This window comes from Methylophilus sp., from assembly GCF_008015755.1.
Taxonomy (GTDB): domain Bacteria; phylum Pseudomonadota; class Gammaproteobacteria; order Burkholderiales; family Methylophilaceae; genus Methylophilus.
In genome coordinates, this window is record NZ_SSGF01000018.1 from 108,508 (window position 1) to 134,221 (window position 25,714).

The following is a 25,714-nucleotide window of genomic DNA, read 5'->3' on the forward strand; positions in this document are numbered from 1 at the left end:
GATGCGCAAGCGACTACTCGCCGACGACATCCACCCCTTTAGGCACCGAGAATAAAAACTGGTTACTGTTCAAGCCAGGATTGACTTCAACATTGCTAAACACAATATGCGTGCTTTGGCCAAAGGCATCTACCAGGCGCATTTCGGCCAGTTTGCTGTGGTCAAACGAAATAATCACCACCTGAAAGCCGCTGTCTTTTTGCTTGGGCTTGGCTTGCACGCGCTGCATGCCTTCAAAATCCAGCAACCGGGTCAGGCGAAAACTCTCTTCGACATTGGGCCCACCGGCCAGTAAAGCAGCCGGGCTGGTCCCTAACACTTTATCCACTGTGCGCACAGTCACTTGCTGCAAATCGATATCAAACAGAAATACCTGGCGGCCATCACTGATGATCTGCTGCTCATAGGGTTTTTGATAATCCCAGCGAAACTTGTTCGGGCGCTGCAACAACATAGTGCCATTGACCTCTTGCAGCTTGCGCCCTTTTTGGTCAAACACGGTTTGCTTGAAGTTGGCACGCATGGCCTGCGTGCTTTGATAAAACTGCTTCAAATCGTCCACACCATCGGCCATGGCAGCGGTCATGACACTCCAGCTGCATAATGCCAACAATGTTTTGGTGAATACTTTACTCATGGTCTCCTCCGGCCTTCACTAATACCTCGCGGTTGCCATTGCTTTGCATGGCAGAGACCAGTCCGGCACGTTCCATATCCTCAATTAATCTGGCTGCGCGGTTGTAACCGATGCGCAGTTGACGTTGCACCGATGAAATAGACGCGCGACGTGTTTTTAACACAATCGCCACGGCTTCATCATACAACGGGTCTTTTTCACCGCCAGCATCACTACCGCCAGGCAAAGCGTCCAGATCGCCACCTTCAGTCTCATTGGTGAGAATGCCCTCAATGTAATTTGGTTCGCCCTGCGCCTTGAGGAAATTCACCACATTATGCACTTCCCCATCGCTGACGAACGCGCCGTGAATCCGCTGCGGGTAACCGCTGCCCGGCGGCAGGTAGAGCATATCGCCCTGCCCGAGCAAAGTTTCGGCGCCCATCTGGTCTAAAATTGTGCGCGAGTCAATTTTGCTGGATACCTGAAAAGCGACGCGTGTCGGCACGTTGGCTTTAATCAGACCGGTAATCACATCCACCGAAGGACGTTGCGTGGCGAGCACCAGGTGGATACCGGACGCGCGCGCTTTTTGTGCCAGGCGTGCAATCAGTTCTTCTACCTTTTTGCCGACCACCATCATCAAGTCAGCCAACTCATCAATCATCACCACGATCAATGGCATTTCTTCCAAGGGCTCCGGCTCGTCCGGGGTCAAGCTGAACGGATGCGGAATCGACACGCCCTGCTTTTTCGCTTCCTGTATCTTCTGGTTATAGCCGGCCAGGTTGCGTACGCCCAGGGTAGACATCAGTTTATAACGACGCTCCATCTCGGCCACACACCAGTTCAAGGCATTCGCCGCCTGGCGCATATCCGTCACCACCGGCGCCAGCAGATGCGGGATGCCTTCATACACAGACAGTTCCAGCATTTTCGGGTCGATCAAAATCATGCGCACGCGGCTGGCTTCTGACTTATACAGCAAGCTTAAAATCAGCGCGTTAATCGCCACCGATTTACCGGAACCAGTGGTACCCGCCACCAGCACATGCGGCATTTTGGCCAAATCAGCCACAACCGGCTTGCCGGCAATATCTTTACCCATGGCAATGGCCAACGGAGAATTCAAATCGGCATAGGCCTGGCTACCCATGATTTCAGATAAAGACACAATCTGGCGTTTGGGGTTAGGAATCTCTAGGCCCATATAGCTTTTGCCGGGGATGGTTTCGACCACGCGCACGCTGATCACAGACAAGGCACGCGCCAAGTCTTTGGCCAGATTGGTGATCTGGCTACCTTTGACACCTGGTGCCGGGTCCAGCTCATAACGCGTAATCACCGGGCCTGGTTGGGCAGTGACCACTTTGATCTCAATGCCAAAATCCATCAACTTGCGTTCAATTAAACGCGAGGTGAAATCCAGCGTTTCGGCAGATTGCAACTCAACGGATTGGTTAGGCGCATCCAGCAAATGTAGCGGCGGCAACCCTTCTTGCTCAATGGCTGCGAACAACACTGCCTGTTTTTCTTTGACGACACGCTCGCTGGGCTCTATCACCACCTCTGGCACAGTAATCTCTACCGGCTTGCGATCTTCAATGCGTTTACGCTCGGCCTCGACAAATTCTTCGCGCGCCTGCAATACTTGCTTACCGACTTTTCGGTCTTGCCAGTCCTGGTACTTGAGTTGGCTCCATTGATAAAACTGGATCACCCACTCGCCTAGTTGCTCGCTCATGGTAATCAGTGACCAGCCGGTAAACAGGCTAAATGCTGTCGCAAATAACACCAGCAGCAGCATGGTGGAGCCAGCAAAGCCAAACATATTGCGCAATAGATGATCAATGCCACTGCCGATCACACCACCTTGTTTGAGCGGAAAATCCGCCGGAAAACTCACTAAATGACCAGACTCCAGCGCTGCTGACGCCAGCAGCATCAAGGCGAAACCGACGCCGTTGAGCCACCAGTCATGTTTTTCAACCGGCTCCAGGTGCAGGCGCTGATACATCAGCCAGACCATGTAAAAAGCCAGCACCACAAACCACCAGGCAGAAAAACCGAACAAAGAGAGAAAAATATCCGACACCCAGGCACCGACGGCTCCGCCCGCATTATGGATGGTGTCATGCTCGCCAATCGCGTGCGTCCAGCCCGGATCTTCATGTGAATAAGTCGCCAGAATCACGGCCAGGAAAATACCCAATGCCGCCAGCGCAATCCACGACACTTCACGCAGTAATTTGGCATCGCGCTGCTGTTTCTCCGTCGAAACTTTTTCGAGGCGGACGTTAGCAACTTTTTTCTTATTAAAAAACAATATGTTGTCTCTTTCTTTGCAAGAGTGAACTTAAATGATTATAACAAAATCAAATTGCAGACAGTCATTCTTGCTTTTAAAATAGATTCGACGACAATAAGGAGACACCCATGGACATTGGTATCAACAACGAAGACCGCCAGCAGATTGCAGACGGTTTATCAAAATTACTGGCAGATACATACACCCTGTATCTCAAAACCCATTACTTTCACTGGAATGTCACCGGGCCGATGTTCAACACCTTGCACCTGATGTTTGAAACCCAATACACCGAGCTCGCACTGGCGGTGGACCTGGTGGCAGAGCGTATCCGCTCACTCGGCGTCTATGCGCCTGGCACCTATGCCCAGTTTTCTAAGCTGACCTCGATTGATGAAACCGTGGATGTACCCAAAGCCAATGACATGATTCGTGAACTGGTCGCTGGCCACGAAGCCGTCTGCCGCACCGCACGCAGCGTGTTCCCGGCGGCAGAGAAAGCCTCTGACGAAGCCACTTCAGACTTGCTGACCCAACGTTTGCAACTGCACGAGAAAACAGCGTGGATGCTGCGCAGCTTGCTAGAGTAATCCCTGCAGCGTTTTTCTACCGGATGGGCATTTAAAACAGCGTGCCCATCCCCATCTATATAAAAATAACTCACCAAATACTGGAAATCTCATCATGGCAACAAAACATGCCCGTTTAATGATTCTTGGCTCAGGCCCTGCTGGTTACACTGCAGCGGTCTATGCTGCCCGTGCCAACCTCAATCCGGTGCTGATTACCGGCCTGGCGCAAGGGGGGCAATTAATGACCACGACTGAGGTCGACAACTGGCCAGCAGACGCCAACGGTGTCATGGGTCCAGAATTGATGGCGCGTTTTCAACAGCATGCCGAGCGTTTTAATACCGAGATGATTTTTGACCACATCCACACCACGCATCTGAAAGAAAAACCGATTCGTTTAGTGGGTGATAACGGCGAATACACCTGTGACGCCCTGATTATTGCCACAGGTGCTTCTGCCAAATATTTAGGTCTGCCGAGTGAAGAAGCCTTTGCTGGTAAAGGCGTGTCAGCTTGTGCTACGTGTGATGGTTTTTTCTATCGCAACCAAGAAGTTGCTGTGATCGGTGGCGGCAATACCGCCGTGGAAGAAGCACTGTACCTTGCCAACATTGCCAGCAAGGTCACACTGGTTCATCGCCGCGACAAATTCAAGGCCGAAGCGATTCTGGTCGACAAATTGATGGACCGCGTCAAGGAAGGCAAAATTGTCCTCGAAACTTTCCATACACTGGATGAAGTCTTAGGTGACAACACCGGTGTGACCGGTATGCGCCTCAAAGACGTCAACGCTGGCACCACTAAAGATATTGCGCTCAAGGGCGTGTTTATTGCGATTGGTCACCAGCCGAATACGCAGATTTTTGAAGGCCAACTGGAGATGGAAGGGGGTTATATCGTGACGCACACCGGCCGTCAGGGTAATTTTACTGCAACCAATATCCCAGGTGTATTTGCCGCCGGTGATGTGCAAGACCATATCTACCGCCAGGCGGTGACCAGCGCTGGCACCGGTTGTATGGCTGCCTTGGACGCTGAGCGTTATTTGACCAGTCTGGAGTAAATCCAAGTTCGGGCATGAAGAAGCGCACCCCGGTGCGCTTTTTTATTTTAAAATCACACGATGTCGCAAGAGCTACCGGACAAAGACGAAGATGATGTGTCACTGTTTTATGAAGCAGTGAAAGGCGCGCGCCCGGTGAAAACCACGCGCATTTCTCACGCGCCGAAAAAGCCCAAGCCGATTCCACGACAGTTGATTAAGGACGAACAGCAGGCGCTGGTTGACTCACTCAGTGACCATTACATTCCAGCGCACGAACTCGAAAGCGGCGAAGAATTACTGTATTTACGTGAAGGCCAATCGCCTATGGTGTTAAGTAAATTGCGTCGCGGGCATTGGGTGGTGCAAGCGCATATCGATTTGCACGGCCTGATTAGTGACGAAGCCAGATTATATGTCTCAGAATTTATTGCCGATTGCAAAAAACGCGGCTTGCGCTGCGTACGCATTGTGCATGGCAAAGGCTTGGGCTCACGCAATAAAGAGCCAGTGCTCAAACACAAACTGCGCAACTGGCTGATGCAGAAAGATGAAGTGATTGCTTATGCGCAAGCGCGTGCCACCGATGGCGGCAGCGGCGCGGTGATTGTGCTGCTTAAAGCATAAAAAACGCGATGCCTATTTGAGCATCGCTTTTTTTATAAAGCACTATCCATTACCAATCTAGCAATTACTAATCTAGCCATTACCAATATTGACGATGCTGGTGTGGACCACGACCTCGCATCGCGGCCGGGCGATATCCAGGTGCTGGCATCGGTTGAATCTGTACCACATTCGGTCTGACTGACACGGCCACATCTAACACCGGGCCTGGGTCGCGGTCCATCATGGTTGAATATTGGCGACCCTGATATTCGTAATTCACCACATAGCCGGTGGTCACGGTTTGCCATTGGTCTACCATCACACACTGCTCAACCGGGCGCGTCACCACGCGTTCATTGCCATAGGCATTCTGGTTACCGACGCGGTCGCCCACAATCGCACCAACACCCGCACCCACCGCAGCGGCGGCGATACGGCCGTTACCGCGACCAATGGTGCTGCCTAGTAAACCACCGGCGACGCCACCGACAATCGCACCCGTATTGGATCGATTAGATTCATACACGCTTTCACGCACATATTCGGTATTGCACTCCTGGCGTGGCTGGTTGATTTGCTGCACTTGCGGTGCGACCGACAGCACTCTGGCCCGGTCAATATATTCTGCATCGGCAAATGCTGCCTGGCTCGCCACCATCATCACCATACTGGATAAGATTAATTTACGCATGCTCGTTTTCCTCTCTTGAAGCACACTGCTTGCTGCAGTTACGTCGTTAACGTGCATTCAATCATGAGAGATGACGCGCCGATGTATCCAATCCGGCAAAATTTTGTATCTGGGCGGATACAAGGCTACTGGCCGCTGTTGGCCAGCTTGAGCAATTCACCACGCTGCTGAATTTCGATGACGCCACGGCCCATGGTCAACCAGCCTTTTTGTTCCAGGCGCTTTAACTGGCGACTGATGACTTCACGCGCCGTGCCTAATTCATCGGCAATTTGCTGATGCGTGCGTTGAATGGTGTTATTGCCCATATCGAGCAACCATTTGGCTAAACGCGCATCCAGCGTTTGAAAAGCCACCTCGTCCAGCAACACAATGAGGTCGCTGATCAAGGCACCATAGTTTTGCATCACGTATTGCCTGAACACGGGCGAATCTATCATCAGTTTATGAAAGGTGGCCTCCGGCACAATCACATCCTGGATTTCTTCCTCGACAATGGTCGAGGCCGGATATTGGCTATTGCCTAGCAGGCAAGTGGTAGTAATCACACAGGTTTCGCCAGCGCCAACGCGGTAAAGCACGATTTCACGGCCACTGGCAGACATTTTATAGACGCGTGACTGGCCTTTGAGCCTTAACACGTAGCCGCCACAATGATCGCCTTCGCGATAGCCCATGGTGCCAACAGGCGCTTCGACAATGCGCGCGTGTTGCGTCAGTAGTTTTTTTGCAGCGTCTTCCAATGCTTCAAGCTCTGGAAACACACTGATCCACGATAGTGATTGCATCATCCCGATCATCCCCAATGTTTTTTTATTGTGATTGTGCTGGTCGTCGCAAGACAGGCCAACACTTTTAATTAATGCGACAAACTTTACCATAGATTGATTTCAATTCATGATCTATCCATCAACACATGTGAAAGCATACACATTCTGTGACAACAGGTTTATGATGGAATTTCAACGTATCAATCAAGTATAAAAATAAATGATGATTTCAGGGGTATTATGCAAACGTCGGATATTGCGGTGGATCTTTTTGAGCAGTTAAGAGCCTCGGCTGATCAGGCCAGCCAGTTGTTGAAAGCAATGGCTAACACAGATCGCTTGATGCTGTTATGTCAATTATCACAGGGTGAAAAATCAGTCAGCGAGTTAGAAAACAACCTCAATTTAAGGCAACCCAGCCTGTCGCAACAATTAACGGTATTACGCGAGGCACAGCTGGTCAGCACGCGGCGTGAAGGCAAAAATGTTTATTACAGCATCGGCAGCCCGGCCGCGCTAGCAGTGATTCAGGTGCTGCATCGTGAATTTTGCTAAACACAGGGACATTAAAACGCATGGATATTAAAACAGTAGATCAACGCTACAGTATTAGCGACCAGTTAACCGAAGCGGATTTGGACACATTGGCCGCCCAAGGCATCACGCTGGTGGTCAATTTCAGGCCCGATGGCGAAGGTGGTGAGTCGCAACCCACTAATGCAGCCCTCGCCGCTAAAGCAGCGGCGCTGGGCATGGCTTACGCGCATATCCCGGTGCTGCCTAACCAGATCCAACCTGCGCATGTGCAACAATTGCAGGCATTGCTGAGTGCGCATCCCGGGCCCGCACTCGGATTTTGCCGCACTGGCAACCGCGCCAATCAAGCCTATCAAATGGCCTTACAGGCGCCAGCCGGTGCCAAACCGGCCTGTTGCAGCCAACCTGCCGCACAAGAGGGCTTAATTAATAAAGTTAAAAGCTGGTTTAACGATTAAACAACAACCAAACAAATAAAAACTTAGAAATTAATCAACAGCATGTATAAAAACAACTTCGATGTGGTGATTGTCGGCGGCGGTGCCGCTGGTTGTGCCATTGCGGCCAGTTTAAAAAAACGCGCACCTGCACTTAATATTGCCATCATAGAGCCATCCGACCAGCATTTTTACCAGCCTGCCTGGACCCTGGTCGGTGCCGGTGAATTTGAGGCACAGAAAACAATGCGTGCCATGGCTAATTGCATCCCGGCTGGCATCACCTGGTTGCAAGCCGCAGCGACCTCGTTCGAGCCGCAACAGAAACAGGTCATTACCGATACACTGGGCACGATTCAATATGAGCAACTAGTGGTTGCAGCTGGCCTGACACTCAACTGGGCAGGTATCAAGGGCTTGCCAGAGACACTGGGCAAACACGGCGTGACCTCCAACTACCGCTTCGACCTGGCGCCCTATACCTGGCAACTGGTACAACAATTGCAGTCAGGCAAAGCTTTGTTTACCCAACCACCGATGCCGATCAAATGCGCGGGCGCCCCACAAAAAGCCTTGTACTTATCATGCGCCGAATGGCTGGGAAAAGGTCGTTTGGGCAATATTAAAGTGTCGTTTTACAGCGCGACGCCCACCTTATTTGGTGTCAAAGAGTACGTAGAACCCTTGATGCAATATATCCGTCGCTATCAGGTGGATTTAAATTTGAACAGCACCCTGGTCGAGGTCGATGGCCCAGGGAAAACCGCTTGGTTTAATGTCAAAGATGCCGACGGCAATGTCAACCGCTTTAGCGAAACCTTTGACCTGCTGCATGTGGTGCCACCACAAATGGCGCCGGACTTTATCAAGCAAAGCTCATTAGCCAATGCAGATGGCTGGGTGGAAGTTGACCAGCACAGCTTGCAGCATGTGCGCTACCCGGATGTTTTCGGCGTTGGCGATTGCACCAATACGCCTAATGCCAAAACAGCAGCAGCCGCACGCAAACAAGTGGTGATTGCCGCCGAAAATCTGCTGGCAGCGCGGGCCGGGCAAGCATTGCCCTCACGCTATGATGGCTACGGTTCCTGCCCACTCACGGTAGAAAAAGGCAAAATCATTTTGGCCGAATTTGGCTATGGCGGCAAAATCGTGCCGACCTTCCCGTGGGACTCCACCAAGCCGCGCCGCACTGCCTGGTGGCTTAAGAAATACCTTCTGCCAAGCGTTTACTGGCACCTGATGCTCAAGGGCCGTGAGTGGTTGGCGCGTTGCGGTGCCTGCGGTTAACGCGATTTACCTGCCATAAAAGCCTGTAGCCATTTCAAGGTGAGCGCAACACCAAACCCGTTCACCTCGCTGGCCACGGCACCTAAGCCCTCTTTATGGCTGTAAGACGACAGATCAACATGGCACCAATCCACATCGCCCTCAATAAATTTGCCTAAAAAACGCGCTGCCAGTATATGGTCAGCATCGCTGTCCATGGTGCATTGCTTGATATCGGCAATGTCACTGTCCAGTTCGCTGTCGTAATCCTCGGCATACGGAAAAGCCACCACGCGCTCACCACTGGCTGCGCCTGCCTCCACCATTTGCTGCGCCAACATAGGCTGATTCGCCACAATGCCGCTCATCCTTGAGCCCAACGCGGTTTGCATGCTGCCTGTTAATGTTGCGTAATCAATCATCACATCCGGGTTGTCACGGCTGGCGAGCGTTAAGGTATCCGCCAGCACCATACGACCTTCGGCGTCGGTGTGCACGATTTCAATCGTCATGCCATTGAGCGCCGTAATCACATCATTTTGTTTGTAAGCATTGGGGCCAATGTGGTTTTGCGCCAGTGCCAGCCAGCAATCCACATTGATCGGTAATTGTTGTGCACTGATGGCTTGCAATACGCCCACCGCCACGGCGCTGCCGTTCATATCCTGGTGCATGCCCTGCATATATTTGGCGGACTTTAAATTATGGCCGCCGGTATCAAAACAAATGCCTTTGCCCACCAAGGCCAGTGTTTTTTTGGCTTGCGGATGATGGTAAGACAATTTAACGATGGCAGCATCTTGTGGCTCAGAGCCTTGTGCAACCGCGACAAAGGCACCCGCGCCCAATTGCCTGAGCGCTTCGGTGTCCCACTCGGCATATTGCCAGCCTTTTTCACTGGCCATGGTTTGCAAGCATTGTCGATAAAGCGCCGGCGTCAGCATATTAGGGGGCGTCATGGTCAATGCGCGGCAGACCGTATTGCCCGTCACCAGCGCCGTGACCTCCTCTGCCCAGGCAATATCAGCGACCCCAAACACGCCTATTTCACGCAGCTTTTGGCTCGCAGGCTTTTGTTTCAGTACTGGCAAGGCTTGCGCATTGACCAGCGTGACGTAAGCGGCCAGCCGGGCAAACTGGGCGGCCTGTTTATTGGCATACACTGCCAGTGCGATACGTTCCGGATGCTCGGCCAAGAGTGGTTTGACTGCCGTACGCAGTGCCGTGGCCAAGGCAAATGTAGATGCGGTTGCGTCTAGCTGGCAAAGGCTCACCAGCGTGCCTTCAGCCAATTCCAGCGTGACAGATTTCTCTTTTAAATCGGCCACTGTCAGGCCTGCGCGCTGTAACTTTGCCGCGAGCACATCCGCAAAAGGCAAATCAGCAGAAAATCTTTCTTCAAATACAACCAATATATGCCGGGCATAAGCTGATAATAAGGTTGAATTGACTTCTAAAGTTTGGGACCACTCAATGCGCATATTGTTACACAACACTCTTATATAAAATATTAAATAAACGTAGCAAATACCTGTAGTTAGACAGGATTCGTTCATACAAAACTTGACCAAAAGCGCCAAAAAAGAGACACTTACAGTTAATAACTTAGGTTACTGAGATTCATCACCTGAACTCAGCAACGTGATACCATAAAAGTAGTCTCCAATTTCGGAATCCCTTCTTGGTCATCAACACTTTCTAAGCGCTCGGCATGGCTCAGTGCTAGATGCTCGGTGCTAGATTATACGCATAGCGACTTAAAACTCGGAGAATCCTCACGCATGGCAACGCATTCGCAAGCACACCTCAATGAAACAGACGCGCAAGAAACGCAAGAGTGGCTAGAAGCCCTCAGTGCCGTCATTGAGAACGAAGGGCCAGAACGCGCCCACTTCCTGCTGGAAGCAATGATTGATCAGGCCCGCCGTTCCGGCGGCCATTTGCCTTATAAGGCAACCACCGCTTACGTGAACACCATCCCTACGCACTTGCAGGGCAAACTGCAAGGTGACCCGGAGATGGAACGCCGTGTGCGTGCCCTGATCCGCTGGAACGCGATCATGACCGTCTTGCGTGCCAACGAAAAATCACCAGGCATTGGCGGCCACATCGCTAGCTTCCAGTCAGCGGCCACGTTGTACGACGTAGGTTTTAACCACTTTTTCCGCGCGGCCAATGAAAGCTTTGGCGGCGACTGTATTTACTTCCAGGGTCACTCCTCGCCAGGCGTGTACGCCCGTGCTTTCCTCGAAGGCCGTATCTCTGAAGAGCAAATGGACAACTTCCGCCAGGAAACCGGCGGCAATGGCTTATCTAGCTATCCTCACCCATGGTTGATGCCGGATTTCTGGCAGTTCCCAACCGTGTCTATGGGTTTGGGCCCATTGGCTGGTATCTACCAGGCACGCTTCCTCAAGTACTTGCATAACCGTGGCATTGCCGATACGGCTGACCGCAAGGTATGGGTATTCTGCGGTGACGGCGAGATGGACGAGCCAGAATCACAAGGCGCGATCTCACTGGCGGCGCGTGAAGGCCTGGACAACCTGATTTTCGTTATCAACTGTAACTTGCAGCGCCTGGATGGCCCGGTACGTGGCAACGGCAAAATCATCCAAGAGCTCGAATCAAACTTCCGCGGTGCAGGCTGGAACGCGATCAAGGTGATCTGGGGTTCTTACTGGGATCCACTGCTCGCCATGGACAAAGACGGCATTCTGCGCAAGCGCATGGAAGAGTGCGTGGACGGCGAATACCAGAACTTCAAGCAAAAAGGGGGCGCGTACACACGCGAGCACTTCTTTGGCAAATATCCTGAGCTGCGTGAAATGGTGGCGGCGATGTCTGATGCAGACATCTGGCGCCTGAACCGTGGCGGCCACGATCCGCACAAAGTGTTTGCGGCTTATAACGCAGCCGTTAACCACAAAGGCCAGCCAACCGTCATTTTGGCTAAAACCGTCAAAGGTTACGGCATGGGCGAAGCGGGTGAAGGCCAGAACACCACCCACCAGCAAAAGAGCATGGATATCGCGTCACTCAAGGCTTTCCGTGACCGCTTTGACCTGCCATTGACTGACGAGCAAGTAGAAAACCTGTCTTACTACCGTCCGGCGGAAGACAGCCCGGAAATCAAGTACATGATGGAGCGTCGTGCCGCGTTGGGTGGTTTTGTGCCTAGCCGCCGCCGTAAAGGCAACGAGCTGACCGTACCTGAGTTGTCAGCATTTGAAAACATGCTGGGTGCGACGGGTGAGCGTGAAATCTCTACCACCATGGCATTTGTGCGTATCTTGTCTACCTTGGTGCGTGACAAGCAAGTCGGTAAATACGTGGTGCCTATCGTGCCAGACGAAGCGCGTACCTTCGGCATGGAAGGCATGTTCCGCCAATTGGGCATTTACTCTTCTGTTGGCCAGTTGTATGAGCCACAAGACTCTGACCAGGTGATGTTCTACAAAGAATCACAAAGCGGCCAGATTCTGGAAGAAGGCATTAACGAAGCCGGTTCATTCGCCAGCTGGCTGGCGGCGGCGACGTCATACAGCGTGACTGGCACGCAAATGATTCCGTTCTACATTTACTATTCCATGTTCGGCTTCCAGCGGATTGGTGACTTTGCCTGGGCTGCCGGCGACAGCCGTGCACGTGGCTTCTTGCTGGGCGCGACCGCAGGCCGAACCACCTTGAACGGTGAAGGTTTGCAGCATGAAGATGGTCATAGCCACCTGATGTCGGCGACGATTCCAAACTGCGTGTCTTACGACCCGACCTTTGCTTACGAGCTGGCCGTGATCATCCAGGAAGGCATGCGCCGCATGGTACAAAACCAGGAAGATGTGTATTACTACATCACCCTGATGAACGAAAACTACACGCACCCTGCGATGCCGGAAGGCAGTGCTGAAGGCATCCTCAAAGGCATGTACAGCTTCAGCAAGTCCAAAGCCAAAGGCCCTAAAGTACAACTGATGGGTTCCGGCGTGATTCTGCGCGAAGTGATTGCCGCCGCTGAGTTGCTGGAAAAAGACTGGGGCGTCTCTGCTGATGTATGGAGCGTAACCAGCTTTACCGAACTGCGCCGCGATGGCATTGATGCCGAGCGTCATAACCTGCTGAACCCAGAAGCCAAGCCGAGACTGAGCTATGTCGCTCAAGCGCTGGCCAAAGCCGAAGGTCCGGTCATTGCCTCCACTGACTACATGCGTTCGTTTGCTGACCAGATTCACAACTATGTGCCTAATCGCTTTGTCGCCCTGGGCACCGATGGTTATGGTCGTTCAGACTCACGCGAAGCCTTGCGTAGCTTCTTCGAAGTCGACCGCTACTACGTGGTTCTGGCTGCCTTAAAAGCACTGGCTGACGACGGCAAATTACCAGCGGCCAAAGCGACGGAAGCGATTAAAAAATATAATATCGACATTACTCGTGCCAACCCGGCCACGATCTAAGGTCGCGACATAAGGAACATACAAAATATGTCTATCAAAGAAGTACTGGTGCCGGATATCGGCAACTTTGACAGCGTCGACGTCATTGAAGTCTTGGTCAGTGTTGGTGACACCGTCGCCAAAGAAGACTCACTGATCACCGTGGAGTCTGACAAAGCCTCTATGGACATCCCCTCCTCACTGGCCGGGGTGGTCAAAGAAATCCACATTAAAGTGGGCGATAAAACCAAGCAAGGCGCGCTGGTATTGACACTGGATACCGCCGGTGAAGCTGCGCCAGCAGAAAAAGTAGCCCCGCAGCCAACCGCCACGCCTGTGGTCGCAACTGTCAAAGTGGACGAAAAAACAGTGGCGATTCCTGAGCCGACACGCCCGGTCGCAGAGGTGCCACAAGTAGTACAACCGCAAGCCACGCCTAACCCTGTGGCTGCTAGCAGTGTAGCCAGCAGCGGCAAACTGGCGCACGCCAGCCCGTCTGTACGCAAGTTTGCGCGTGAATTGGGCGTGAATTTGTCACTGGTGAAAGCCAGCGGACCGAAAAACCGTATCGTACAAAGCGACGTGCAAGCCTATGTGAAGGGCGAGCTGTCCAAGCCACGTTCTGAAAACATGGGCGTGGGTGGTGGCTTAAGCACCTTGCCGATGCCAGTGATTGATTTCAGCCAGTTTGGCAGTATCGAAACCAAACCGCTGTCACGCATCAAAAAGCTGTCTGGCGCCAACCTGCATCGCAACTGGGTCACCGCACCGCATGTGACGCAGTTTGATGAGGCCGATATTACCGACCTCGAAGACTTCCGTAAGTCCATGTTGGCCGAAGCCGAGAAGCGTGGCGTGAAATTGACCTTGCTGGCTTTCCTGATGAAAGCAGTAGTCAACGCCCTGCGCACCTACCCTAACTTTAATGCCTCACTGTCACCAGAAGGCGATAGCCTGATCCTCAAGCAGTATTACAACATCGGCTTCGCCTGCGATACGCCAGATGGCTTGGTGGTGCCTGTGGTGCGTGATGTGAACCAGAAAGACGTGATGGACATTGCACGCGATCTGGCTGACCTGTCTGCCAAAGCCCGCGAGCGCAAGTTGAAGGTAGAAGAAATGCAAGGCGGCTGCTTTACCATTTCCAGCCTGGGTGGCATCGGCGGCACCATGTTCACGCCTATCATCAACTGTCCTGAAGTGGCGATTTTAGGTGTCTCGCGCGCGGCCATGCAGCCAGTCTATAACAAAGACACCGGCGGCTTTGACCCACGCCTGATCATGCCGTTGTCACTGTCATACGATCACCGCGTGATCGACGGTGCGGATGGCGCACGCTTCACCAGCCACCTGCGCGTAATGCTGAGTGATGTGAGAAGATTATTGCTCTAATCTGGGCGATTCAACACAAAGGGCGCTTCAAGCGCCCTTTGTGTTTTTAGATCATCTGGCAGTTTTAGGTCATGAGTGCCTGCTGCATAAAATCTCCCGTGGCGATTCTTGCCTTACCCACTAACGGCCATTGATACAAGTAAATCCACACCGGCCCTAATACACGCCCATCCATGGCAAGAATGTGTGTTTTAACGCGGTGATATTCGGCAGGTTGCGTATGCTGAATACTGCACTCCTCATAATCATCCAGCACGGCCAGTACGGCTTGCGCATCATTGAGACGGTAGACTTCACCATACACACGATCACCTGGCTGAGCAGAGGCAATCACGCCAGGATAATCGCTGATCTGATACATCTGCCCTTGAAACCAGCCACCGGTGACAAACTCGGCATGCGCAGCAAGATAAGCAGCCATCGCGTTTGCATTACCGTGACGCAAGGTGCCATAAACAAATAACAAATCAGGCATAGCCATCAAAACAATGTGAGTTGCGGACCATTAGAAGACTGCCGCCAGGCATCCGGCACCTTGAATAAATCGGTGCGAAAACCCAGCCGCTCGCCTGACATACCCAATTTTTGGCAACTGAGTTTAAAGCGATGCGCCAATAAGTCTGCAAACACGCCTTCCCCACGCATACGCTGACCAAAGCCGCTTTGGTAGGCTTTACCACCTCGACTTTGTTTGACAATACTCATCACGTGGCTGGCTTTCAGCGGAAAGTATTGCTGCAACCATTGTTCAAACAAGTCGCCCAACTCATGCGGCAAGCGCAAGAACACATAGCCAGCTTTACTGGCACCCGCTTGATGCGCGCGCGTCAGAATCTGCTCCATATCGCCATCAGTCAACGCAGGGATCACCGGTGCGACCATCACACCGGTCGGAATGCCCGCTTCGCTCAGACGACGCAAGGTTTCAAAGCGGCGCTCAGGGGCCGCCGCACGTGGCTCAAGCCTACGTGCAATCTGTCTGTCCAGCGTTGTAATACTCAGGTAAATACTCGCCAGCCCTTTGGCTGCCATCGGCGCAATCAAGTCTATATCGCGCTCTACCAGCGATGACTTGGTGACCAGGCTGAATGGATGATTGGCTTCGGCCAATACTTGAATAATTTGCCGTGTGAGTTGATATTCACGCTCGATCGGTTGATAGCTATCCGTATTCATGCCCAACGCAATCGGCGCACATTGATACTTGGCATGTGCCAGCTCTTTTTTGAGCAGCTCAGCCGCATCAGGCTTCATTAATAAGCGTGACTCAAAATCCAGTCCGGGCGACAGGCCTAAATAGGCATGCGTAGGACGTGCGTAGCAGTAAATACAACCATGTTCACAACCTCGGTAATGGTTGAGAGTGCGGTCAAATGGCAGGTCGGGCGACTCGATGTAATTGATGATGGTTTTCGCCGCATCCTGCATCACTTCGGTGCGTAATGCAGGGGCCTCTTCATCCAGGCTGCCCCAACCGTCGTCTATGGCTTGCCGCGTGTGTGGATCAAAGCGGCTGACCTGATTACTGTGCGCCGCCCGCCCCTTGTAAAGCAGCGGCCTTTCAATGACCGAAGGGGATGACTCCCCTTGTACATCTACTTGCGTTCTGAGATCCATTGACATGCCAACGCACTCCAGTATGGCAGCGATTGCAGGGCCAGCATGGATACCCATAATTGCGCATCCAGATTGCTAAAGCCACGTGCATACAGCATGGCGGCGGCGGACAGAATCAGCGACACCAGAATCAGCAATTCTTCCTTAATCGGGTCTATCAATTGCCAGTTGCTCAGTTTGGCTTTGGTTTTGTTGGTCACCACAAATACACCTGCCTTATGCGTCAGGCCATTGATAATACCTCTGGCAATGGCGTGCGATAAACCTAGGCTGGCCAAAGACGCGCCAAAAATATCCGTCCAACTGCAATGCATGGTTTTGCGGTACAACACCGGCCCCAGAATCGCCTTGATGGCCAGGAAGCATAAGATAGGCACAATCATCACCACCACTGGCAAGCTGAAATACTTGGGGAACGCCAACATGGCGATGGTCCAGCCAATAGAACCAATAGTGAATACCAGTTGCAGGGCTTCCCCAAACCAGCCGAACCAGCCAGTCAAGAAGTGATAGCGCTGGCTAAAGTTGAGCGACGATTTGCCCAGCAATTTAGGCATATGGTGCTTGAGAATCTGCATGGCGCCAAATGCCCAGCGGTTACGCTGCGACTTGAGCGCCTTGAAGTTGGCGGGCGTCAGGCCACGACCAAAGGTTTCATCAATGTAACGTAGCTCCATATTGTTCTCGAGCAAGCGCAAGCCTAACTCCGTGTCTTCGCAGATACACCATTCTGACCAGCCACCCAGTGTTTGCAATGACACACGACGAATCAAGGTCATGGTGCCGTGCTGAATCAAGGCATTACGTTCATGTCTATGGTGCATGCCAATGCGGAAAAAGCCTTCAAACTCCCAGTTACACATGCGGTGGAAGAAATGATTCTCCCATTCGCGGTGCGCTTGCGGCGCCTGCACCACCGCCACTTGTGACTCCTGAAAGTGCGGTACCAGATCAGACAGCCAGTCCGGGGTCACCACGTAATCGGCATCCACCACACCCACCACTTGCGCATCCGGATGTGTTTTTTCCAGCGCAAAGTTCAATGCACCGGCTTTAAAGCCCGGCCAGGAAGGCAAATGGTAGAAATGAAAGTGATCCGGCATGGTCGCCATATAGGTTTCCAGCGGTTTCCACTTGGCTTCATCCTTGGTGTTGTTATCGACCACAATCACTTCATAACGCGAGTAATTGAGTTTGCGCAGGCTATCAATGGTGGCGATCACCATTTCCGGCGGCTCGTTATAGCACGCCAGGTGGATAGACACGAACAGCTCCTGGTCGGCTGGCAATGGCTGCGCACGTTTGAACAAACGGCGCCAGGCAGGTTTAAACATCACCTCACTAAACTCGGCGGCATAAATCATTAAGACCATAGACGTCAGCGCAATGCCTAAAATCAGGCCAATCAGCACCACAAAGTCACGCAGCGTGTAGTAATAATCCCCTGGCAGATTCCAGGCGATGGTCAGCGTGGTGATACAGGCCTGGAACAACACCGCCATCGACAGCACCCCGCCGATGCCCCAATGCTTGAAACGCCAGGCAATTAACATCAGTGGAATAAAGGCCAACAAACTAGACCAGGTCGCTTTGGCAATCCAGCGCGTATTCGGCGGCACCGCGCCTTGCAGCGAATACTTCTGGTGACGGTCAGCGTTATACATGCCCCAATAAGCACCAGCCCACCCTTCCAGCGCCACTTTCCAGGGCTGGTCAAAGGCTTCCATCAGGTAAAAATCGAGGTCTTCAATCGAGTTACGGGCTAAAAACTCGCGAATAAAGCGCGCCTGATTGACTTCACTGGCCACAGAGGCACCAATGGCCGGGCCACGGCTAGGCCAGCCCACCTCGGTAATGACGATTTTTTTGCGCGGATAGGCCTGCATCAGCTGGTTGTAGCGCTCGATGGTGTATTGCACGGCTTTTTCAACCGGCACACCTTCGTGGTATGGCAGCAAATGTACGGCAATATAGTCTACATGTTTGACCAGTTCAGGATGTTTAAGCCACACATGCCATGGCTCAGCTGTGGATACCGGCACATTGCTATGTTCGCGCACAAAATCCAGGTAACCAATCAGCGACTGCACTGGCAAATCATTGCGCAGCAAGGCCTCGTTACCAACAATCACGCGGTCGATATTGCTATAGTTTTCCAGCTTTTCCAGCAGCGCAGAGACTTCACGCGTATTTTTCTGGTTGTCGGTATCAATCCAGGCACCGGCAATCACGTTCATATTGCGTCTGGCAGCCAGCGGCACGACTTCATTCAAATCCAGCGATGAATACATGCGGATATGGCGCGTATGCTTGTGCATCAGGTCCAGGTCTTGCGCCAGCTCGGCGGTGCTTGGGTGTTGCCCCTCCAGCGGACTTTGGTTGCCACGGTAGCCAGAATAGGCAAACCCGTTCACTGCCGGCTTCACGCTAATCAGCGGCAAGGCACGGTTAGCCAAGGCCCACAATCCAAAATGCAGCGCCGAAAACAGAATGGCAAACGCCAAACCAGGCACCAGTTTTCTAAACCAGGAAACGATCACTTCTCACTCTTTCCATCATTTAATGATGTCATTATTTAAATTTTTATTGGCTTAACTGCAGGCTTTTGGCTGGCAACACCAAAAGTGCCAAGCCGCTGGCTGCACACCACCACCAGGCCATCACATTGCCCGGCTCCGTCATGGCCACCGCAATCGCCATATTGGTGCCAATCAACACCAACACCGCCGTCAACCAAAGCCCTATCGCAGGCATGGTTGCCTGGCGCGACGCACCTGCTGGCGCGGTGATGATCGCAATCGTGATCATGACTAAAGGCAGGCACACCAGTATCAGCGGAAAATCCAGGTAACGACCTTGAATAGCCAAGCCTGCACTGGTGAGCAAAAAGGCCAACGCCAGTAAGCGCAGTAGTGATTGCTCAAGACCAGGCTTAGCTACTAAGCTCAGCCATTGCCTGAGTTGCAGCAACACCAAGGCCCAACCCAGCAATACCAGGCCACCTAACATGGCATACTCAGCACTGTTGCGTGCGGCCAGTTGCACATAGCCCAGCTGCAAATAGGCATGCAAGCCGACCACTGCGCCAGTTAACGCCAGCAACAGCATTTGGTTTACAGGCACGCGTTGGTATTTTCCCCAGCCTAATGCCGCCACGGCAAGTGCCAACGCCAGCAGATAGGGTTTAAAACCATCATGGCGCTCTGCCACCGGTCCTTGTAAATTAAATTTAGGCTGCAAATCGGTATCCAGCACACCCCAGTAACCGCCAACTGTGCCCTCCAGCTCGCGCTTCCATGGCTGGTCTACTGCTTCAATCACGTTATATTGCCAATGATTCACCTGCGCCGCTTGTAAAAATTCGCGCATGTAACGCGCCTGGTTGATGGCGCTTGGTTGAGACCAGAACCGCTGACGCCCTTGTGACGGCCAGCCGGTTTCGCCAATCAGAATCGGCTTTTTAAACACGGTGCCCAAATGCCCCATCACAGACGCGGTGTGCGCAACTGCCTGGGTTATTGCAACTGGCTTGTCTTCCCAGTAAGGCAAAATATGCACGGTCACAAAGTCGACATCCTGCTCCAGCGTCGGATGCTTGAGCCAGAACTCCCACACATCAGCGTAGGTCACTGGCGCTTTGGTATTGGCTTTTGCCCATTGCAGGTATTCATGCATTTTTGGCTCAGATTGCTCACCGCGCAACAACACCTCGTTGCCGACAACCAGGCCGCGCACAGTATCTGGGTATTGATTTGCCTGCTGCACGGCCAATTGCAATTCAGATTGGTTCAGTGCATCGACCCAGCCTATCCACACGCCAAGAATCACCTTCATGCCCAGCTTTTGCGCTGCCTTGGGCACATAATCCAGACCTTGGCCCACAGAATAAGTACGCACACAACGGGTGACTTTAGACAGCGCCTGCAAGTCTTGCTCAATCTGCAACGGATCGACAAAACTGTCTTTAATCGTAGGGTTCATACCGGGCTTGTAATACGGTGCATACGACACGCATTGCAAGGGCAGCGCCTCCGCGGCCACTTCTACCAGCGCCTGCGGTTGTTGCAAGCGCCACAGGTAAAAGATAGACCCGATCAGGAACAGGGTTAGCCAGACGATGGGTGAAATTCGAGATAACAAACGCTGCAACATGATCCCCTGAAACGGAATGACTTAAAAAACAGCTTGCATTCTCTCACAAATAGTACCGAGATGCGTCCTACAAGCCCTGTTAAAACCGCAGAAATAGTCCAAAAGAGACTTGGTAAATTGGGCGATTGGACTTATGATGAAAAGTATTCAAAAGTCTCGCAAAAAATACAGACTTTTAAACAATTTCACGCCAAAATAAATCATCTCAGAAGTCATATGAACGTTAAATCCTGCTTGACCACACTCGTGTTACTTTCCTCTTTTTCACTGCCAGGGTTGGCTGCGCCAGTTGCTAGCCTGGACTACAGTGGCGAATATCTTTGCAAAGGCAACAACATCACCGTTGGTGATTATGAAGTCACCATTTATTTAAAAAAGAATCGCCGCAACAGCACCTCCCAAGTGTCCGTCTATGACCTGGCGACACACACTGAAAACAAGCAAAGCTATACCGGCCAAGCGATTACTCGCGGTAAACAGCTGGCAATGACCTTTAAACTCTCTGATGCCAAATATGCCGAATTTTCTACGGGCATGGGCCAATTCAGCAAGGTGGGTAAAACTGGCTGGACATTTAAAAATGACTACTACGAACCAGACGATACTGGCGGCAACTACGGCCACGAAGTCTGTACCATGAAACCAGCGACGACATCCCCTGTGAGCGCGCCTGCCAGCAAACGTTAGTGCGAGGTTCGACAAGCCAAAAGTGAACTTGTTCTTTTGGTGATAAAATAGCAAAACTAATTGGAATATAAGGTTTTCATGAGTCAAATAGTTGAAATTATGGTGCCGGATATCGGCAATTTTGACAGTGTCGATGTGATCGAAGTGCTGGTGGCAGTGGGCGATACCATTGCTAAAGAAGACTCCCTGATCACGGTGGAGTCCGACAAAGCCTCCATGGACATTCCTTCTTCACACGCTGGTGTGGTTAAAGAACTAAAAGTGGCCGTAGGTGACAAAGTCGCCAAGGGCAGCCTGATTTTAGTGATAGAAAGCGCCCAGGCCGCGACCGCTGAAGCCAAACCTGCGGCTGCCGTTGAAGCTGCTCCTGCAGCCCAAACAACTGCACCGGCACCTGCAGCACCCGCACCAGCGGCTGCGACAGGCAATAATGACCTGACTTGCCAGGTGATGGTCCTCGGCTCAGGCCCTGGCGGTTACACTGCCGCCTTCCGTGCCGCCGATCTTGGCCTGAAAGTCGTGCTGGTGGAACGTTATTCAACACTGGGCGGGGTGTGCCTCAACGTCGGTTGTATTCCTTCCAAGGCACTATTGCATACGGCCAAAGTCATTACCGAAGCCGAAGAAACTGAACATCACGGCCTGAGTTTCGGCAAACCAAACATTGACCTCGACAAACTGCGCAACTGGAAAGCCAACGACGTCGTCGGCAAGTTGACCGGCGGCCTGGGGCAAATGGCCAAGGCACGTGGCGTGACAGTAGTAAGCGGTGTCGGTAAATTTACCAGCCCGAATCAGATCGCCGTGACTGCAGCCGACGGTAAAGTCACCCTGGTTGGTTTTGAAAACGCCATTATTGCAGCCGGTTCACAAGCGACAAAATTCCCAGGCGCACCAGAAGATGAGCGTATTATGGACTCCACCGGCGCGTTGGCGCTGGCCGACATCCCCAAACGCATGCTGGTCATTGGTGGCGGCATTATCGGTCTGGAAATGGGCACCGTGTATGACGCACTGGGCACCAAAGTCAGTGTGGTCGAGTTTATGGATGGACTGATTACCGGCTGCGACCGTGACTTGGTCCGTCCTTTGCAAAAACGCATGGAAAAACGCTTTGAAAGCATCATGCTGTCGACCAAAGTCTCAAAAATTGAAGCCAAAGCCGATGGTATTTATGTGGACTTTGAAGGCGCGAATGCACCGAAAGAAACACAGAAATACGACCGTGTGCTGGTCTCAATTGGCCGTCGCCCCAATGGTAAAAACATCGGCGCAGAAAACGCAGGCGTCATCGTCGATGACCGCGGCTTTATTGCGGTCGACAAACAAATGCGTACCAATGTACCTAACATTTTTGCCATTGGTGACATTGTTGGCCAACCCATGCTGGCGCATAAAGCGACGCATGAAGCCAAAGTGGCGGCCGAAGTCATTGCCGGCCATAAAGTTGAATTCGTCGCTAGCGTGATTCCTTCTGTCGCCTACACCGACCCTGAAATTGCCTGGGTAGGCGTTACCGAAACAGAAGCCAAGGCCAAAGGCATTGAGATCGACAAAGCCAGCTTCCCTTGGGCCGCCAGTGGCCGCGCGATCTCCATTGCCCGTACCGAAGGTGCGACCAAACTGATTTTTGATAAAGATACCCATCGCGTCATCGGCGCGGGCATTGTCGGTATCAATGCCGGTGAGTTGTTGGCAGAGGCTGTATTGGCAATTGAAATGGGCGCAGATGCACACGACCTGGGCCTCACCATACACGCTCACCCGACATTATCAGAAACTGTCTGCTTTGCAGCTGAGCTTAAAGAAGGCACCATTACTGATATGTTACCGCCTAAAAAACGTTAACATTCAAGGTGTTGCACAATAAAAAGCCCGCAATTGCGGGCTTTTTATTTAAGGGCTCTCAGCTACTGACAAGGAATTTCTTTTAATACCGAGTCAGGAAAATGTGAACGTGACTTTTGCAGACTGGCAAACTGCTGTGGGGTCACCTGCTGTAGTTTAATGACCGCCTGGCCACCGTTACGCGTCGCTTTAATCAGCAATTTCACGCCTTTATTTTTGAGGTCGGCCATCAGTTTATCGGCAAGTTTTTCATCGCGGAACACGCCAAATGAAATCGCGTTACGCCATTTAGGGTCATCCTGCACAATAAAGAAATCTTCAACGCCCAGCTTGCGCAATTCATCTGCCTTGGTCTGTGCGGCTTCTGCGCTGGCCAAGGGTGGCTTGTAAATCCAGTAGCGCACACTCTCCTGGCCGGTGCTGGTCATATTGGTTTGCGTTTTAATATTCATCTGTTGCGCCACACTCGCGGCTTCAGTCACCCGCGCCATATTAAAGCCGCTCCACTCGTAACACGCCGTTTGCACGGCTGCATGCGTTTCTGCTGGCTTGGCCACCGGCGCTTTCTCTGCCACTGTTTTTTCGGCAGGCTTGCTTTCAAGCGGTTTTGCGTCCCCCGCTTTCACTTCTGACACTTTAATGTCTGCTTTAGACAAATTAGGGGTGATGACAGGTGAGCTGCTTACCGCCACCTCTGGCGCTGAAACAGGCTCAGGCGCAGGCGCAACGGCTACCGTGCGCTTAGGGTAAGTCGCCAGCGCTTGCGCACTCAGTAATTTGATTTGTTCAGGATGTAGCTCAGGCTTGAGGTTGCTGATGGCTGACAACGATGCGTCATGCTTAAAATAAGCAAACACCGCCACGTTGGCTAACAGCAATATCCAGAATAGTCTTTTCATTGTTGTGTACTTTTCATTTGTCTGTATGTTCAGCCAAGCAGGCCAACCCCTTTAACACCAGATTATCCACAATAATCGCTTGTGCTGACAATCTATCCGGCAAATATCTGTGCAATAAAGCCGCATCGCCGCCATTCAATATTAACAAAGGCGGCGACTCGGCTCTGTGCAACAGGCGCTCAAATTGTGCCGCAACAGAAGCCGCCAGGGCATGCACACACCCCTGCCATATGGCTTGCTGGCTGTCTTGCGCAAAGTCTTGCACTTCAGTATTTTCAGGCGGATACGCATAATCCAGTTGTGCAGCGCCCTGTTGCAAACTTTGCCACATCAAGCGTAATCCAGGCTGAATGCTGCCGCCAGCAAAAACCGCCCCGGTGCCTGATGCCAGCAAGGCATCCATGGTCATCGCCGTGCCTGCGGTCACTACCAGCGCTGACTGGCCAAACAGCTGCCACACGGCGAGTACACTGCACCAACGGTCACTACCCAGCTGTGCTGGCTGGTGATAGCTATTTTTCACACCTAGCGCAGAAGCGCTGGACTGAATCAAGTACAGGGGCTGTGCCAACGCAGGCAATAGCTGCAACCAATGCGCACCGGCCACATTGCTTAGCCAAACTTGTTTAGCCTGCGCGATCGCCTGCAACAAACGTTGCGCATCCGCATCGCCTTGCAGCCATTGCTGATGCGTTAAAGCATGCACTTGCCATGCAGCATCCTGCTGCAACTGATCTGGGCACCAGGCCCATTTGGTACGTGTATTGCCCGCATCAATTAACAGCTTCATGCCGCACTCCGCACACTGATTTCACCAGCATTAAACCGTTGCTGACCAGTAGCGGTTTCGACTAACAAACTGCCCTCTTCGGCCACGCCCAGCACTTGACCAGGAATGGTCTGGCCATTGGCCAACAACAAATTGACTGGCTGCTGATGAAACGCATGCGCCGCCGTCCACTCATCTTGAAAATAAGCAAACCCTTGTTCGGCAAACTGGTTTAAGTGAATGGCAAGCTGGCTCAGGCATCGCCCAAGCAATACGTTCGGGTCCAAGGCCTGCGCGGACAAGGCATTGAGGCCTAATACCGGCTGGTCGATGCTGGCACGCATCTCTGGCGCTACCTCCAGATTGAGACCAATGCCAATCACAGCTGCGCTTGGCCCTTCCATATCGCCTTGCAACTCAATCAAAATACCGCCGAGTTTGTGCCACTGCCCTTGATGCTGTACCAGTAAATCGTTAGGCCACTTTAATTGCACCTCGGTCAAGCCCAGGCTATGCAAGGCCCGCACCAACGCCAACCCCACGACCAAACTCAGGCCAGACAAGCCGGCCGCACCACACTGAAAGCGCCACAAAACTGAAAAGGTCACACTGCCGCCCAATTGTGAGACCCACTGGCGGCCACGTCGACCACGCCCGGCGGTTTGAATATGTGCAGCAACGCAAGTGCCATGCGCCACACCGCGCGCACTCTCTTGCATCAAATAACGGTTGGTAGAATCGACCTGCGCCAATACCTGCACATGAAACCACGGCGCATATTCGCCACAGGCCTGCACCATGGCATCGGCATCCAGCAAAGTCACCGCTTTGGGGAGCCGATAGCCACGTCCACGCACTGAAAATACGGTAATGCCTAAGGTCGACACCGATTGAATCGCGTTATATACCGTGGCCCGCGTCACGCCAAAGCGCTGCGCCAGCGCTTCACCGGAGTGAAACTTGCCATCGGCCAATACCGCCAATATCGGAAATGCCAGTTTGTTCATCGAATTACTTTTTAACCGTGTCGCAGACCATAATCATAGCCCGCAGTGTAGCATATCCACCT

22 protein-coding genes are annotated in these 25,714 nt (G+C 52.4%); 10 read left to right on the forward strand and 12 right to left on the reverse strand.

Features of this window, described 5'->3' with window-relative positions:
- Positions 1–13: 13 nt before the first annotated feature.
- Together lolA and E6Q52_RS07895 are read right to left on the reverse strand one after the other, a co-directional pair.
- Complete coding sequence (gene lolA, locus E6Q52_RS07890; RefSeq protein WP_292820829.1) at positions 14–637, reverse strand: outer membrane lipoprotein chaperone LolA; 624 nt, start codon at positions 635–637, stop codon at positions 14–16.
- Positions 630–2,942 carry a DNA translocase FtsK gene (locus E6Q52_RS07895; RefSeq protein ID WP_292820832.1) on the reverse strand — a complete coding sequence of 771 codons (2,313 nt, stop codon included), beginning with the start codon at positions 2,940–2,942 and terminating at the stop codon, positions 630–632. Before E6Q52_RS07895 ends, lolA begins: the two co-directional genes overlap by 8 nt.
- Positions 2,943–3,052: 110 nt before the next feature.
- Between E6Q52_RS07895 and E6Q52_RS07900 the strand changes: the two genes are divergently transcribed.
- The 3 genes from E6Q52_RS07900 to E6Q52_RS07910 all read left to right on the forward strand — a co-directional run bounded on the left by E6Q52_RS07900 (position 3,053) and on the right by E6Q52_RS07910 (position 5,165).
- Positions 3,053–3,514 (forward strand): Dps family protein, encoded by a 462-nt coding sequence (locus E6Q52_RS07900; RefSeq protein WP_194742547.1) that lies wholly within the window; start codon positions 3,053–3,055, stop codon positions 3,512–3,514.
- A 94-nt stretch (positions 3,515–3,608) separates the two neighbouring features.
- A complete protein-coding gene (gene trxB / locus E6Q52_RS07905) occupies positions 3,609–4,559 on the forward strand; it encodes a thioredoxin-disulfide reductase (protein WP_292820837.1) in 951 nt (316 codons plus the stop codon).
- 60 nt (positions 4,560–4,619) lie between these two features.
- The gene (locus tag E6Q52_RS07910; protein WP_292820840.1) at positions 4,620–5,165 is read left to right on the forward strand and encodes a Smr/MutS family protein; all 546 of its coding nucleotides are present in this window, start codon (positions 4,620–4,622) and stop codon (positions 5,163–5,165) included.
- Between the two features lie 79 nt (positions 5,166–5,244).
- Here E6Q52_RS07910 and E6Q52_RS07915 read toward each other — a convergent pair whose 3' ends face one another.
- Entirely contained in the window at positions 5,245–5,838 is a 594-nt protein-coding gene (locus E6Q52_RS07915; RefSeq protein WP_292820843.1) for a glycine zipper 2TM domain-containing protein, read from the reverse strand.
- Between the two features lie 125 nt (positions 5,839–5,963).
- On the reverse strand, positions 5,964–6,629 hold the full coding sequence (locus E6Q52_RS07920; RefSeq protein WP_292820846.1) for a Crp/Fnr family transcriptional regulator: 666 nt from the start codon (positions 6,627–6,629) through the stop codon (positions 5,964–5,966).
- A gap of 219 nt (positions 6,630–6,848) precedes the next feature.
- Here E6Q52_RS07920 and E6Q52_RS07925 point away from each other — a divergent pair, with 219 nt between their 5' ends.
- The 3 genes from E6Q52_RS07925 to E6Q52_RS07935 are packed head-to-tail and all read left to right on the forward strand — an operon-like array spanning position 6,849 to position 8,872.
- Complete coding sequence (locus E6Q52_RS07925) at positions 6,849–7,163, forward strand: helix-turn-helix transcriptional regulator (RefSeq protein ID WP_292820849.1); 315 nt, start codon at positions 6,849–6,851, stop codon at positions 7,161–7,163.
- A gap of 20 nt (positions 7,164–7,183) precedes the next feature.
- Positions 7,184–7,603 (forward strand): TIGR01244 family sulfur transferase, encoded by a 420-nt coding sequence (locus tag E6Q52_RS07930; protein WP_292820851.1) that lies wholly within the window; start codon positions 7,184–7,186, stop codon positions 7,601–7,603.
- Between the two features lie 42 nt (positions 7,604–7,645).
- Positions 7,646–8,872, forward strand: coding sequence for an FAD/NAD(P)-binding oxidoreductase (locus E6Q52_RS07935; RefSeq protein WP_292820853.1), 1,227 nt, complete (start codon positions 7,646–7,648; stop codon positions 8,870–8,872).
- Here the strand turns inward: E6Q52_RS07935 and E6Q52_RS07940 are convergent.
- Complete coding sequence (locus E6Q52_RS07940) at positions 8,869–10,332, reverse strand: leucyl aminopeptidase family protein (protein ID WP_292820855.1); 1,464 nt, start codon at positions 10,330–10,332, stop codon at positions 8,869–8,871. The two genes, E6Q52_RS07935 and E6Q52_RS07940, sit on opposite strands and share 4 nt — an antisense overlap.
- Positions 10,333–10,632: 300 nt before the next feature.
- On the opposite strand from E6Q52_RS07940, the gene aceE reads away from it, so the two are divergent.
- Together aceE and aceF are read left to right on the forward strand one after the other, a co-directional pair.
- Positions 10,633–13,302, forward strand: coding sequence for a pyruvate dehydrogenase (acetyl-transferring), homodimeric type (gene aceE / locus E6Q52_RS07945; RefSeq protein WP_292820857.1), 2,670 nt, complete (start codon positions 10,633–10,635; stop codon positions 13,300–13,302).
- A gap of 27 nt (positions 13,303–13,329) precedes the next feature.
- On the forward strand, positions 13,330–14,673 hold the full coding sequence (aceF, locus tag E6Q52_RS07950) for a dihydrolipoyllysine-residue acetyltransferase (RefSeq protein WP_292820859.1): 1,344 nt from the start codon (positions 13,330–13,332) through the stop codon (positions 14,671–14,673).
- Positions 14,674–14,737: 64 nt separating this feature from the next.
- Here aceF and E6Q52_RS07955 read toward each other — a convergent pair whose 3' ends face one another.
- From E6Q52_RS07955 to E6Q52_RS07970, 4 genes are read right to left on the reverse strand one after another with little or no spacing between them, the layout of a single operon-like run.
- On the reverse strand, positions 14,738–15,148 hold the full coding sequence (locus tag E6Q52_RS07955) for a gamma-glutamylcyclotransferase (RefSeq protein ID WP_292820861.1): 411 nt from the start codon (positions 15,146–15,148) through the stop codon (positions 14,738–14,740).
- A gap of 5 nt (positions 15,149–15,153) precedes the next feature.
- Positions 15,154–16,296, reverse strand: coding sequence for a PA0069 family radical SAM protein (locus E6Q52_RS07960; RefSeq protein WP_292820862.1), 1,143 nt, complete (start codon positions 16,294–16,296; stop codon positions 15,154–15,156).
- Positions 16,269–18,830 (reverse strand): glycosyltransferase, encoded by a 2,562-nt coding sequence (locus E6Q52_RS07965; protein ID WP_292820864.1) that lies wholly within the window; start codon positions 18,828–18,830, stop codon positions 16,269–16,271. The genes E6Q52_RS07960 and E6Q52_RS07965 overlap by 28 nt, the downstream gene beginning before the upstream one ends.
- 43 nt (positions 18,831–18,873) lie before the next feature.
- The gene (locus E6Q52_RS07970) at positions 18,874–20,442 is read right to left on the reverse strand and encodes a hypothetical protein (protein WP_292820866.1); all 1,569 of its coding nucleotides are present in this window, start codon (positions 20,440–20,442) and stop codon (positions 18,874–18,876) included.
- A gap of 216 nt (positions 20,443–20,658) precedes the next feature.
- On the opposite strand from E6Q52_RS07970, the gene E6Q52_RS07975 reads away from it, so the two are divergent.
- Together E6Q52_RS07975 and lpdA are read left to right on the forward strand one after the other, a co-directional pair.
- A complete protein-coding gene (locus tag E6Q52_RS07975; protein ID WP_292820868.1) occupies positions 20,659–21,129 on the forward strand; it encodes a hypothetical protein in 471 nt (156 codons plus the stop codon).
- A 78-nt stretch (positions 21,130–21,207) separates the two neighbouring features.
- On the forward strand, positions 21,208–22,977 hold the full coding sequence (lpdA, locus tag E6Q52_RS07980) for a dihydrolipoyl dehydrogenase (protein ID WP_292820870.1): 1,770 nt from the start codon (positions 21,208–21,210) through the stop codon (positions 22,975–22,977).
- A gap of 62 nt (positions 22,978–23,039) precedes the next feature.
- On the opposite strand, the gene E6Q52_RS07985 is transcribed toward lpdA, so the two are convergent.
- From E6Q52_RS07985 to E6Q52_RS07995, 3 genes are read right to left on the reverse strand one after another with little or no spacing between them, the layout of a single operon-like run.
- On the reverse strand, positions 23,040–23,876 hold the full coding sequence (locus E6Q52_RS07985) for an SPOR domain-containing protein (RefSeq protein WP_292820872.1): 837 nt from the start codon (positions 23,874–23,876) through the stop codon (positions 23,040–23,042).
- 13 nt (positions 23,877–23,889) lie between these two features.
- Entirely contained in the window at positions 23,890–24,666 is a 777-nt protein-coding gene (locus E6Q52_RS07990) for a type III pantothenate kinase (protein ID WP_292820874.1), read from the reverse strand.
- The gene (locus E6Q52_RS07995; RefSeq protein WP_292820876.1) at positions 24,663–25,652 is read right to left on the reverse strand and encodes a biotin--[acetyl-CoA-carboxylase] ligase; all 990 of its coding nucleotides are present in this window, start codon (positions 25,650–25,652) and stop codon (positions 24,663–24,665) included. Before E6Q52_RS07995 ends, E6Q52_RS07990 begins: the two co-directional genes overlap by 4 nt.
- Positions 25,653–25,714 lie beyond the last annotated feature (62 nt).